The 12,799-nt window shown below is 65.5% G+C and carries 8 protein-coding genes; 1 reads left to right on the plus strand and 7 read right to left on the minus strand.

Translation table 11 applies throughout. The annotated features are described in order from the left end of the window. Positions 1–32: 32 nt before the first annotated feature. The 6 genes from FE633_RS17155 to FE633_RS17180 all read right to left on the minus strand — a co-directional run bounded on the left by FE633_RS17155 (position 33) and on the right by FE633_RS17180 (position 9,902). The gene (locus tag FE633_RS17155; protein WP_138046037.1) at positions 33–3,206 is read right to left on the minus strand and encodes a hypothetical protein; all 3,174 of its coding nucleotides are present in this window, start codon (positions 3,204–3,206) and stop codon (positions 33–35) included. 66 nt (positions 3,207–3,272) lie between these two features. Beyond that, complete coding sequence (locus tag FE633_RS17160) at positions 3,273–3,506, minus strand: hypothetical protein (protein ID WP_138046038.1); 234 nt, start codon at positions 3,504–3,506, stop codon at positions 3,273–3,275. A 7-nt stretch (positions 3,507–3,513) separates the two neighbouring features. Beyond that, a complete protein-coding gene (locus FE633_RS17165; protein ID WP_138046039.1) occupies positions 3,514–5,355 on the minus strand; it encodes a DNA primase family protein in 1,842 nt (613 codons plus the stop codon). Between the two features lie 1,334 nt (positions 5,356–6,689). Further along, positions 6,690–7,082 carry a hypothetical protein gene (locus FE633_RS17170; RefSeq protein WP_138046040.1) on the minus strand — a complete coding sequence of 131 codons (393 nt, stop codon included), beginning with the start codon at positions 7,080–7,082 and terminating at the stop codon, positions 6,690–6,692. 142 nt (positions 7,083–7,224) lie between these two features. After that, on the minus strand, positions 7,225–8,028 hold the full coding sequence (locus tag FE633_RS17175) for a CPBP family intramembrane glutamic endopeptidase (protein WP_138046041.1): 804 nt from the start codon (positions 8,026–8,028) through the stop codon (positions 7,225–7,227). 20 nt (positions 8,029–8,048) lie between these two features. Beyond that, positions 8,049–9,902 carry a DHH family phosphoesterase gene (locus FE633_RS17180; protein WP_138046042.1) on the minus strand — a complete coding sequence of 618 codons (1,854 nt, stop codon included), beginning with the start codon at positions 9,900–9,902 and terminating at the stop codon, positions 8,049–8,051. Between the two features lie 208 nt (positions 9,903–10,110). Between FE633_RS17180 and FE633_RS17185 the strand changes: the two genes are divergently transcribed. Then, entirely contained in the window at positions 10,111–10,446 is a 336-nt protein-coding gene (locus FE633_RS17185; RefSeq protein ID WP_138046043.1) for a histone-like nucleoid-structuring protein Lsr2, read from the plus strand. Between the two features lie 88 nt (positions 10,447–10,534). Here FE633_RS17185 and FE633_RS17190 read toward each other — a convergent pair whose 3' ends face one another. Further along, positions 10,535–11,299: a DUF4326 domain-containing protein gene (locus FE633_RS17190; protein WP_246113669.1), complete on the minus strand. Its 765-nt coding sequence runs from the start codon at positions 11,297–11,299 to the stop codon at positions 10,535–10,537. Between the last annotated feature and the right edge of the window lie 1,500 nt (positions 11,300–12,799).

A 12,799-nucleotide genomic window follows, 5' to 3' on the forward strand; every position in this document is an offset into this window, starting at 1 on the left:
GGTCCGTTCTCGGGGTGGTGCGTGGGCGGGACTCAGCCGGCGTTCTTCCAGTTCTTGGTGAACGTCTCGTCGAGCATCCGGGTATAGATGTCGAGGTCGAGCGCCCCGATGAGCTGCTCGACCCGGGCGGCCGGCAGCGTACGGAGGTCGTCGTTGACGACGATCACCGACCAGCACGGGTCGATGCCGTTGATCCGGCGGATCACGACGTCCTGGTCATCGGGCAGCAGCGTGAGGCCGTCGGAGGTGCTGGCCTCGCTGCGGTTCTTCGCCCACCCGTGGTGGCGCAGGATGTCCAGCGCGATCGGGTCACGTCGCACCCCGGCGCTGCCGGACTCGCGCCGCTTGCTCTGGCTGGCCGGGTTCACCTTCCATGCGCCGGCGTTGTGCAGGCTCACGGCACCATCGGTGCCGTCGTGGACGATGAAGACCCGGTTGACCATCTGCAGGGCCCGCGGGTTCGCCAGCTGCGCATCGGCATCCTCGTTGTCGTCACGGTCGGGCTCGGCGCTGACCGGGTCGGCGGCGAACGGGTAGGTGATTGATCCACGCGAGGCGGCGAGGACGTTCTGGAACAGCAGCAGTGTCCGCACGGGATCGGCCGGGTCGATCGCCTCCTCGATCATCTTCCGGCCCAGCACGGGATCGAACGGCTCGGCGAGAGCCTCCTCTCCCCTGCTGGCGACGGTCTGCAGGTAGCGGGCCAGGGCGAAGTCGATCACGGCCGGGTGGGCCAGCGACTTCGTCGGGGTAGGACCCGCGTGGCAGGCCAGCGTCCCGCCGGAGGCGGTGATGATCGGGCTGTCGGCGACGCTCCGGTCCTCACTGGGCGACTCCAGCTCGAGCCGGTTGTTCGAGTCCTTGCTGATGAGGAACATCAGCTCCGGTTCGATGTCGATGCCGATGGCGGCCTGCTGCTCGGCGAGCACCCGGTTGTTAGTCGTCTCATCGAAGCCGTTCTCACCGCCGACGACGGAGTAGAGGCCGTCGGTGTTCGTCGAGATGATCCGCGCGCCGGCCAGCGTCTGGGCCTGCCCGATCCGCCAGCTGAACAGCTGGCCGATGATCCGCATCGAGATGGTGCGGTTGTTCATCCTGATCGGGGTCCGGTGCGCGGCGTCAGCAGCTCCAGAGGCCGAGTTGAGGATCAGCTTCGTGCCGTTGCGCAAGGTCGTGAGCCGGCCCTTCTCCTCGGCGGAGATCCCCGGCTTCTTCATCTCGAAGCCCAGGCGCTCCTTCTCGAAGAAGATCGTCGTGTAGCGGTCCTCACCCAGCTCGGGGTTGTAGAACGCCCTCATGTTGCGCAGCAGGTTCGGGTAGTAGCTCGTGAAGTCCTCGTGGACGACGAGGCCTGCCGAGGTCCGTGCGAACTTCGGGTGCAGCTTGGTGGACTTGTCGGCCTTCGCAGTGAACAGCGTGGGGGCCGTCTTCGCCGGCTCATCGCGATAGACGGCCTTGACCGCCGAGGTGACGGCCAGGACGACCTTGCCGTCGAGCACGGTCCCGTCGGCCAGGCGCACGTGCATCGCCTCGATGTCCGGGCGCTGAGTGTCCAGCAGCTGGGCCGGATCCGGCACTTGGGCCTGCGCACGCGCGAGCTGCTCGGCCTGGTCCGGGTCGTCCTTCTTCGGCTTGCGGTACTTCACCTTTTTCGGGTCCGAGCCCAGCAGCACGAGCCGCTTGTCGACGGCCGTGCCGTCGGGCAGCGCGAGCAGGTTGTGCTGGCGCTTGGCCTCGGCGACGAAGTCCTTCGCGTCCGGGTAGAAGTGCTTGGCGAGGCCGATCATGGCTGCCTGTTCTCGGTGCTCGAAGGAGTCGGCGTCGAAGACTGTCATGTCTGCCTCGGCTCCGTGGATACCGCCTGTGCTGAACGTGGCGAAGCACGACGACGGAGAGGCGTCACGGTGGAAGTAGGGCACGTTGTTCGGCGCCTTCGGCAGCTCGCGCAAGGACTTGGCCGGGAGGTCGAACAGGTCGCGGTACTCCTCGGAGTCGTTGAAGTTCTGCCCCTCAATCGAGCGGTAGTAGTTGACGACCTGCATGAACTGGCGGTGCGCCTTCGCCTGTGCCGGCGTCGCGGCTGGGTCCTTGGCAGGGTCGGGGGCCACGTTGTCCTCGAAGAAGCGCACGCACTCGTCGAGCACGTTGACCTGGGAGATGCCCCGCTCCTCGGCCACCTCCTTGGCCGGATAGAGGAACGACACGGCCTCCATGTCGTTCAGCGAGGTGTACGGCGCGAGGATGCGGCCGACGAACTTCGCCGAGGACGAGTCGATGGTCAGGCGGTCCCGGCGCACCGAGCCGTTCTTGGCGTAGACGGTCTCGGAGTACTGCGCCAGCAGACCGGCCTTGAGGTCGAAGTTGCTGGCGTAGGCCGGGTGCTGGAAGAGCTGGGCCAGGCCCAGGCAGTCGGAGACGTTGTAGGCCAGCAGCTCGTAGAGATCCTCGATCGCGGCGATCGAGGTGTCGTGGCTGAGCTTTTCGGACTCCTTGATCTGGCGGCCGAGCATCCCGAGCAGGCGCTTGAGGCTCACCTTGGTCTGCAGCTCGTTGAGACGGGCGACGTCCAGGTGCCGGCCCGAGTGCATCATGGCGCGGCGGATCTTGGCGGCCGGGCCGTCCCAGCCGAGGTAGCCGGGCATGTACGCGATGTGCTCGTTGAACAGCTTGTCGTTGTGCTCGCGCATCTCGCGCGCGGTGGTCGGCTGGACAAGACGACCGGAGTGCGGGGCAGGGAAGGTCTCCATCAGGTACAGCGCGAGCATGGTCATGTCGTAGTTCAGCGAGTTGTACCCGGCCAGGAACGGGTGCTTCAGCGGGTCGTACTCGGGATCCGTGTCGCAGACCGGGCGCAGGCTCGCCGGATAGGACGAGACCTCGCTGCGGTCGTTGACCTGGTCCGCGTTCGAGAGGCCCATCAGCTCGGCAAGGCGGAGGTTGCCCCGCTCGCCGCGCAGGTTCCACAGCTGGACGCTCACCGCGGGCAGGCCCGGGTTGGAGCGCACCACGGCTTCATAGAGCACCTGCGGGTCCACGGCGCCGGAGAGCTGCTGGTCGTCGGCGAGGAAGAAGATCTCCAGGTCGTCGACGGCTCTGCCGGGCCGCGGGGTGTAGGCGCACAGAGTGAAGACGTCCGGCAACGACTCGATGTCGTAGAAGGTGAAGCGCGCCTTCGAGGCCGTGACGGGTGTTCGCTGTGTGGTCATGATGGGGATCTCTTCTCGTCGTGCCGACCATCACGGCCGGTGTCTGGGGAGGGGGCGCGCGTGGCCTCAGACGGGGTCGTGAGGAGAGCGCCGGCGCGGGGCATCCATGCGCCGGGACGCCTCACTCAAGAGCCGGGCCTTCTCCACGGGGTCTGCCGTGATCTGCGAGCGGACGATGAGGTTGGTGATCCGCTGCTCGCGCGCGACCTCGGGCATCGCCGTGATCAGGCGGCCCTGGCCGCGGGCGAGGTCGAGTACGGCCTGGGTGAGTTCGCCGAGTGCGCCAGCAGTTTTGGCCATGGGTGCATCAGTCCTGTTCGTCAGTGGTGTCGTCGGTCGGGGCAGACGCGCCCGTCTGCCGGAGCAGTCCGCGATAGCTGACCTGCAGCGTCGGCTGGGATTTCTTCTTCGGGTCGCTGCCGGTGTAGCTCGGGTGCATCCACTTCTTCAGCTCGTACTCGGCGATGAGCACCTCGGGGTTGCTCATCATCTGGCCGGGCCGGATCTTGCGGTTCTTGTCGGGGCAGTGCCACAGGGCATCCGGCCGGACGATCGCCACGAGGTCAGTGATGAACTGCTTGTTGCTCACCGGGGAGCCAGACGGCGAGACGTCGGCGAACCAGGCCTTGTACAGGTCATAGAGGAACGTGAACGGTGCCAGGTCCCAGACCAGCCGCCCGCGGAACTCTTCCCAGAAGGCGCGCACGGGGTCATTGGCCTCCTTGTACTCGGCCAGGACTTCCTTGGTGGCCACCGGCTCTGAGAGCTGGTAGTAGTCACCTGGAGATGACGTACCGGCGCGGTTGATCGCGTACCAGAAGACGTACTCCAGGACCTCGCGGCGCTGGAGGTAGTCGTCCTTGATGTACTTCTTCTCGGCTCCGGTGAAGCTCTTGGTGAAGGGCACGAAGAGCTGCCGGCGGTAGAACGACTCGGACTTGTCCTTCACGCGCGGGAACTCGTTCAGGCACTGGACCATGAAGCCGAAGAACTGGTAGGCGATCGGCATCCGGTACTTGCGGTTGATCTGGATGACGTCGTTGGTCACGATCGCCTTCAGATTGGCCGCCTTGTCGATGAAGGTGCCGACATCGTTCTCGTCGACGATGATCGCGTTGGCACGCACCAGCGGTTCGAGCGCGAAGTCCTTGCCGAAGTCCGAGAGCGGAATCGAGGTGTGCGCGCCGCTGCCGACGAGGTTGCGCATGAGCGCGCAGAGCGTGCCCTTACCGTTGTTGCCCTGCTCGGAGTAGAACCAGGCGGTCTTGCCCCAGCGCACGTGCGGCCGGATGATCGCACCGATGATCTCCCAGATCAGGTCGGCGAGGCCCTCGTCACCGGGCTGGTCGAAGAGCTCTTCGATCCAGGCGACGACTTCCCAATCTCCGTCCTCAGGGTGCGTGATGACCTGCTGCGGGGCGTCGTCCACGTAGTCGACGTCGTTCTTGGTCAGCAGCACGATGGCGGGGTCGAAGGGGTGGACCTGCTTGGGCTCGAAGTGGAAGTCCTTGCCGAAGATCGTGACGTCCAGCGGCTCGGTACCGTAAAAGACGATGCCGTTGCGCGCGGCGATGAAGTCGCGGTTCGTGCTCTGGTGCCGGCGCGGGCTGTCCTCGCGCAAAACGGCCAGGACCTCGGCGAACTCCTTGAGAGTCAGCTGGGTGTTGTACATGCGCGCCGTGGTGCGGATGTCGTCCTCGCTGGTGGTGTACGTCCCACGCGCGCGGCCCGCGGCCTGGTACATCGCCAGCAGGTCGTACTCGCGGTCGGTGTCCTTGGCGTTGGGCGCGATCCGGATGACGTGGTGCAGACGCAGGAGGATCTGCGCGACCTGCCAGTACGTCAGATATCTCGGCAGGGGGTACTTCTCGGCGGCCACGGCCGCCTTGAAATTCTCGGCCTTGATGACGCCGCCCACGATCGCCAGCAGCTCCTTCTCCAGCACGCGAGACGTCGGAGGATCGGCCGGGTCGATCTGGTCGAGGTAGGCGGCGGTGACGTAGGTGACGATCTCGTTCTGCGGAGCCATGTCGTCGCGGTTCGAGAAGTACCCCATGACGCTGGCCAGGACGTCGGCGACGGGGTTGGTGCGCGGTCCGGCGCTGGAACCGGCGACAGGTACGGATGTGGGGGCATCAGGAGGCGGCATGTTGCTGCTTTCTCGATCGTGATCGAGTTCCTGCCGGCGATGAGTGGGAAGCCGATTGGACTCGTAATCGAATGGAACGCGATCTTGACTCTACGTCACCCGAGTGTTCTTTTGCAACAATTGAACTACCAGTTCAATAAGAGAGTCGACTGAGGCCCTGGATGGCTACCAAAGGAGGTGGGAAAAGGGCCGCCGACAGGGACTGGAGAGGGCTCGCGCGACCACCACGGCCATGCCACACGCGTCGCGAGCCTGGATGAGATGTGAGAAGCCAGCGACTCCGTCGAGCACATGCCCCACGGAGTCGCTGGCTTCTCATGCTCGACCACGCACCCGCGGGCGGCGTGAGCCGCCCGGCCTGTGGTCGAGGTTCGGAGGAGTTCTTCTGACCGGCCGAGCCAGCCGCCACCAGAGCATCGACTGGACGCTCCCCAGGGAGACCCCAAGGGCTTCATACGGCCTGGAGGTATCCGAGCGTGTACCACGTGACGTGGTACACCTGTTTTCCCAGGTCATAGCAGAAATTTCGGGAGTTCAAGAGCAGGCTGTACCACGCGGCATCTTCTACGTGGTACAGGTGTTTGCCCAGGTCAGGTAGGGTTTTATATACCCCCTGTACCGCTTGTACCAGGAAATGGAGACTAGATACACGCGCAGGGGGATAAGAGAGCAGACTGGCGAGCTGGGGCTGGAGCTGCCTGGACCGCTCCCGAACGCGTCCCCTATGTAAACGGTCAAGAAAACGTGGTACTCGTGGTACATCGACGGGAAACGCCGGTTGACCAGGCAAAACGTCGTACCACGTCGGCGCTCCCACGTGGTACACCCGATGCGGGAAAGAGCCTCGCGGTACAGGTGTTTGCCCAGTTCAGACGCGGTTTTCAGGGCTGTACCACGAGACGTGGTACGGCTGGCAGTTCGATGCGCCCCCTGGCGACCAAATCGAGGCGGGCTTCCGCGCCGAGCCGCCGTGCGGCTCCCAGGCGGCGCGGCCGAGCCTCAGCGGGACTCGAAGCCACATGGAACGTCCTCGGCGTCCCGAGGCTCGCAGAAGGCTCCTGACGCACCCTCCGAGCGCGAGTCAAACCTCTGTCCGAGTCGTTCACTCATGAGGCTCTACTGGAAGCGAGAGGGCATCGGACTGACATTCGCTGCTCATTGCGAGTGACACACGACAGCTGCTATCGTTGACGCCAGGTGATCGATGTTGCACTGGAACGTGAAAACAGAGAGGCCGGAGAGCATCCCCGTGGGAAGGGAGCTCTCCGGCCTCTTTGCATGTGCTGATGAGTGCGAGGCGTGGATGGCGCGAATCACCCAGGGGTGACCAGCCTTCAGCCTCGCTGGTATCCCGCATTGGGGGACTCGGAACTGCGGCTACGGGATCGCTCGTCTGCTTCGACGACGTAGAGGATCTCGTAGGAAATCGTGGTGTTGAGGTTGAGCCGGTTCTTGCTCTGGCTCTTCTTCATCGTGATCTTGCGGAAGCCGCGAACGGCCTCAGCGCGATCGAAGAACCGGCGCAGCCTCGAATTCACGCGCTCACAGGCCTGTTCGGCCGTGACGCCCATGTCGGACACGACGAAGACATGCGTGTGACCGCGATCGAAGGTGGGCTTCTCACCAGTGTCGAGGTCCAGACGGATCTTCGCACGACTGATGTCGAGCGCGTCGGGACGGACGAGCTTTCCGTGTGAGTCGTACGTGCAGGTGCTGACGATAGCCATGATGAGATCCTCTCCTCTCCTGATGAGTATGACTGGATAGTTACTTTCAGTCACACCCCCGGTGACCGGATCACCCCGGTCACCACGAGCACGCCCTCCGCACGAGGGACCATCGCCTTTCAGAAGAGGCTGAGTACCTCGCTCACTGCATCGCGGACTCGCCTCCCGCGCCCTGGACTGCGCCTGGCGCAGTCCCGCCGGCGACCCGCCGGTAGAGCCCCAAGGCACAACCAGCAAAGGCCAGGCACAGGAACACCGCGGAGACGGGGTTCGCCAGAACGCCGAGCGCCAGCGCCGGGACGAGAGCCGCGACGAGGTTGAAGCCCAGGTGCAGGAGCACGCAGGGCCACAGCACGCGCGTGCGTTCGTAGACCAGGGCCAGGAGCACCGCCAGCGGCAGGGTCGAGGCGAACTGCACGGCGTTGCCGTGCACCAGGCCGAACACCACGGCGGTGACCAGCGTTGAGACGAGGATGCTCACCCGCTTGCGCAGCAACGGGTAGATCAGCCCTCGGAACAGGGCCTCCTCCCCCACGGGAGCCGCGACCAGGGTGAGCAACAGGGTCGCCAGGGCTCCAGCCGCGTGCCTGGTCTGGTTCGAGGCGTCGAAGCCGGCGGACCCGACCGTGACGTAGATCCACAACGCCAACGACTGGCCGGCGAGGAAGGCCAGGACCGCGCAGCCGAGGACGGTCCACCCGAAGCGTGGGATCTCCGGCCTCGGCCGCGGCCCCTGCGCATGCGCGAGCCACCGGGGCCGCTGGATCCTCATCGAACCGACCAGGACGACAACAAGCATGCCCAGGACGGCGGTCGCAACGATCGGCTCTCCGATGAGGCGGACTGCGAAGGTGCCGAGACCGAGGTAGACCGCGACGGCGGCGAACGGCACGAGGACGCACCACCCGATGCCGAGCAGACGCGAGGTGATCGGTGAAGTCGTCAAGGTCTCCTCCCCTACGGGGCTCAAGCAGCCGTGGTGATCTGCTCGTTGATGACGGCCTGGACGCGGGTGTCACCGCGGAAGGTGTTCAGCTGCAGCGTCGCCGTGAAGCGCAGCGTCCCGAGCTCGGTGCGGCTGGCGCGCTGCACGAAGCCCCGGAGCATGTCGAACTTCTCCTCGGCGACGTTCCACCACAGGCAGGACAGGCCGGACCGGGTGACCAGGCGCAGGTGCTGCGATTCGGATCCGATCCGGTCCACGCGCAGCCCCAGGGGCTCAATCGCGATCTCGACGACCGGCGCGGTGAAACCGTGCCCGAAGGGCTTGAGCCCCTCGGTCCGGCGCACCAGCTCGAACAGCGGCTGCAGGTCCTCGAGGCCGGCGTCGCAGTCGGCGTCCGGGCCGAGCACGAGATCACCGTTCGGTCCGTCGGTGCTGACGGCGAGCAGGGCGACCTGGGTGGCCTCCTGCAGCACGGCGACGAGGTCTCCGAGCTTCTCGGCCTTCGCGACGCGGACGCCGCAGGCCTGCTGGTGCCCGACGGCGCTGAGACCGTCGTGCGGCTCCAGGCTGGTGATGATGTCGAACCACCCCGGCGCGCGACCGGAGCCACTGACGAAATCGTCGGGGCCGGCGGGTCGGTTGACGACGACGACCGAGTGGCCGTTGAGCTCCATCATCCGGTTGGCCAGCAGCCCGTACATGCCCGGGTAGGCGTCCGAGAAGTACACCCACGGGGCCAACGGCTGGTCCCCGGTGGTGAGTTCTTCCATGTGTTCGATGACCAGCTGCTTGCGCAGCTCGTTGCTCTCGATCACCTGGTGGGCGGCCTTGAGCTTGACGTCAGCACCGGCGGCCGTGAACACCGCGAAGCACGGCTCAAGCGAGGCCCCCGTGCGGCGCGGGCTGTTCATCGCCGGGGCGAGGTAGAAGCCGAAGAAGCCCTCGTCGAGGTCGTCGACGTCTCGGATCTTGCCGATCTGCGCGAAGGCCTTGAGCACGATCGCGAAGCCCTCGAAGGCCCGGAGGAAGACCGGGTGGTGCGGCTCGGTGCGCAGCAGCTGCATCAGGATCGACTGCTCGATGTCGATGGCATCGGGATCAGCGTCGAACCCACCCCAGGGATTGGGGATAGTCTTCGGCGCGGCGACGCGCAGCAGGCGGGCAATCGAGATCGCATCACGCACCAGCTGACGGTTCTCGTACAGCACGGGCATGACGTCGGAGACGGTGCCCAGGCCGGCGAACAGACGCAGCAGGTGGATCTCCCAGAGCTTCTCGGGCCGGTGCACGCGGGTGTAGGCCTCGATCACCTGGTAGAGCACGTGGGCACCGCAGATCCCGGTGTGGGCGTAGGTCTCGTCGATCCGGCACGGGTCGACGGTGATGTCCGCGGTCGAGCCCGGCGCGAGCTCCTCATGGTGATCGGTCACCAGCGTCGTCCAGCTCAGGGCACGCGCGGCGGCGATACCGCGGTGGGAGTTCACTCCCCCGTCGCAGGTGAGCAGGACCCGCGTGTCGGGCCACTTCGCGTGGATCTCGGCGATGTCCTCAGGCGTGAGCTCGTGACCGCGGCGGTAGTCGGGCAGGTGCAGCTCGACGTCGAAGCCGAGCTCGGACAGGCCGACGTAGCCGAGGACACCGGAGGAGATGCCGTCCATGTCGAAGTCGGGGGCGATGGCGATCTTCTTGCCCGTGGTCCGGGCGTCATGAAGGGCCTCAACCATCTCGGCCAGGTCCAGGAGCTCGTCGTGCTCGGTGGACTCGATCTCCTTCAGGTACTGATCCGACCAGCCCCTGCGCTGGCACAGCAGCTCGAAGAGGTCGGTGTCCTCGCCGGTGAGCGAATGGTCGTCGACGGTATGGAGCGTGGACATGGTGGGGACCTCTCGATCGGGGTCGTTGGTCGGTGGAGAACGGGGTATGTAACACCCCTCACATTGCTGTGATTTTAGCAGTGACATTCTCTCGTTCTGCTCATTTAGCAGTGCTTTTGGGTCTCATTCGGGTTCTAAATGGCACACTTATCTCGAATGACTGCGACAGACTTTCCAAGGTCCTTGCGTATCGGCTACTCTCGCCGATATGGCCATTCGAAGCATTGTCGAGTCAGATCTCAGTGGTAAGCCGGATGCAGCGACAGCTACGTTCGGCTTGGGTGACACCTGGTACGAGGTCGATCTCACCGCTGAGGAGCAGAAGAAGCTTGAGGAAGCACTTAAGCCGTACTTGAAGGTCAGTCGGAAAGCCGGGAAGGCAGCGCCCAAGAAGCGAGTCGTGCCCGAGACGACTGCCGAGGAGCGCGACAAGATCCGTGAGTGGGCCAAGAAGGAGGGCTATGAGTTCGCGGAACGGGGACGCATCCCGAAGAAGGTCATGAAGGCCTATGACGAGGAACACGGCATCGATCGGAGCAAGTAGCGCTGAGCCTGGTGTTCGCCTCCCTGCCGATTCCTCCCATCCGTCCTTGAAGGGCCCTGCAGCACACTGCAGGGCCCTTCGTGCGTCTTCAGAACGGCGGCAGCGACGGATGGAGCACGGTGGCCGTCTCGATCCCCGCGGCTCGCGCGCGATCACGGCAGTGGATCGTGCCGTGCGAGAAGTGCCCCGGCGTATGCGGCATGAGCTGCTCCTGGCCCCGCTGCGGGCATCCGGGCTTCCGGCAGAGGTCGAGGAAGGCCGTGCACAGCACCTGAGCCCCGGCCTCGCGGAAGACCTGGGCGGCGTCGACCATCCCCTGGTTGCGCTGGAAGCCGGCCCCCTTCCCATGAGCCGACCAGGCGGCGGGGAAGGTGATGATCTCGAAGCCTGCGTCCCGCCACAGCAGCTCGGCCATGGTGTCGGCACCCTTGGGGCAGTGCCCGGAGAAGAGCACCGGCCGGGTGACGTTCTCGGGATCCCAGTCGCGCCAGGCGTCGTTGAACGTCTCACGCATGCTCTTCTCGTCGTTCCAGCTCTGGGAACCGGTGACGAGGACGACGTGCGTGAATGCTTGCTGCGTCGGCTGGTCGGCCTCGGTGTGCTTCTTCAGCACATCACCATGGCAGGACTTGGGCGCGCAGAAGCATCCGAGCGTCCTTCCGCGGAGTTCGGGCAGACGGGCCATCAGCTCGGGCTGCGAGAGCAGATACTCCTCGTACAGCCGGATCACTCGCACCCGATCGGCATCTGTGTGATTGCGGGCCAGCGGGAAGGGGTTGCCCCAGATCGAGCCGCGGCCGATGTAGACGTCGAATGGCTCTCGGTGTTTGTTTACGACACGTGTCAGTTCCATCGTGAGGTCCTTCCATCCGGCTCTGTCAGTGCGGTCCCCATCAAGAACCGGAGCAGGCGTCAGCCTGCTCTGCAATGATTCGGGAAATGATTTCCGCTCGTGACTTATGCGCGAGTCGACGGGCGACTCGGCGCACCGGACGACATCACACAACCAACTCGGAGTGCATCTCCACAGTCAGCGTCCTCGACGGTGAAGAGGCCGTCGTGGGTCCCCGTGGACGGCGATGATGGCGTGGTCCTCGCGCATGACAGCGGCGACAGGCGCCGCCGAGGCTCGATGTTCGACTGCGCCGATCCGCACCGCACGGGGAGCGCTAGCGAGCCGATCCGGAGGGGCGGCCCTTCTGCCGATGAGTCCGTCACGCAGCGACGGCGATCCGCTGCCGCTCGGTCGCTCGGCTGCTGCCCACATCTGTGGACAACTGCAGCGGGGCAGTGGTGGGGCTTCCTCTCTCAAGCGCAGCGCTGGGCATAGCCGGAGGGAGCGCCAGCGACCGACGGACCGGCGAGCGAAGCGAGCGGTGGAACCCGTCGGCTATGCCGACTAACACGTCCTCGGAGCGCAGCGGAGAGGCCGAGCGAAGCGAGGGTCCGCAGGACACGTGTTATCAGGTTCCCTTATGCCCTTTGCTTCTTTGTCGTCGTCCTCGCTGTTCCACGGCTGGAGCGTTAGCGGAAGCCTGGAACATCAGGCGAAACGGTCCGTACCTTCTTGACCCGTACCCCTCCCCTTCTTCCGCGTAGCGGGGGTACGGGCCTGGCCGTTTCGCCTGGTCACCACACCTTTTGGGTGTACTGCTGTTTCGACGTCCGTGATACAGCCGTACCCCTACGCTGATCCGTCCTCGTGAGGTACGAGCGAGGTGGGGGTACGGGTCTGCTCCTGACGGGGCGCAGCCCCGGTTCATCACCTTGTTGCCGCAGGCGGCACAGCCTTCGCCGCGCAGCGGATCCGTCCTCTCGCGACATCGTCGCTCCGGCTGTGGATAACGCTCTGCTCCACCGCTCGCTGCGGCGGCGGCAGCCGGCCTCGCCCCGTCGCGTTGTGCTGGCTGCACCGACGTGGATCCGCATTGCTCCGGTCGTTGCTCCGCTGTTGCCGCGGCAGTCTGCCAGCACCTCACGCACCGCGTCCGAGGCGGGCGTTCTGCACTACCTTGTCGACGCACGATCCGGCCCCGGGCTGTGCTCCTCTTCGTGCTTGCGCGGCGAGCCCGGGGTAGTCCTTCGTGGACGCATCAGAAGAAGAGAGGCCCGCCCGCTGCGACCAGCTGCCCATCGGGCACAGCGAGCAGCTCCAGCGTCATCGGGCCGTTGTCGTCTTCCTCCAGGGGCTGCTTCCGCAGCAAATGCCTCTGCTCTTCCTCTACCCCACGGGCCCTTGCTGCGGAAGCAAGTCGTTCCTCGCACGCTCGCTGTGTGCGGGGGACTGCTCCCCCTTCGCTCCTTCTCCCTCTGCGCTCCTCTGCGCGACCATGACGGCTCGATGACGCCCCTG

Source organism: Streptomyces montanus (genome assembly GCF_005786655.1).
GTDB classification, from domain to species: domain Bacteria; phylum Actinomycetota; class Actinomycetes; order Streptomycetales; family Streptomycetaceae; genus Streptomyces; species Streptomyces sporangiiformans.

What these genes read in the sequence shown, in the direction of transcription:
- FE633_RS17155 (WP_138046037.1), bottom strand. Translation starts at nt 3,206, where the DNA reads ATGACCACACAGCGAACACCCGTCACGGCCTCGAAGGCGCGCTTCACC.
- FE633_RS17160 (WP_138046038.1), bottom strand. Translation starts at nt 3,506, where the DNA reads ATGGCCAAAACTGCTGGCGCACTCGGCGAACTCACCCAGGCCGTACTC.
- FE633_RS17165 (WP_138046039.1), bottom strand. Translation starts at nt 5,355, where the DNA reads ATGCCGCCTCCTGATGCCCCCACATCCGTACCTGTCGCCGGTTCCAGC.
- FE633_RS17170 (WP_138046040.1), bottom strand. Translation starts at nt 7,082, where the DNA reads ATGGCTATCGTCAGCACCTGCACGTACGACTCACACGGAAAGCTCGTC.
- FE633_RS17180 (WP_138046042.1), bottom strand. Translation starts at nt 9,902, where the DNA reads ATGTCCACGCTCCATACCGTCGACGACCATTCGCTCACCGGCGAGGAC.
- FE633_RS17185 (WP_138046043.1), top strand. Translation starts at nt 10,111, where the DNA reads ATGGCCATTCGAAGCATTGTCGAGTCAGATCTCAGTGGTAAGCCGGAT.
- FE633_RS17190 (WP_246113669.1), bottom strand. Translation starts at nt 11,299, where the DNA reads ATGGAACTGACACGTGTCGTAAACAAACACCGAGAGCCATTCGACGTC.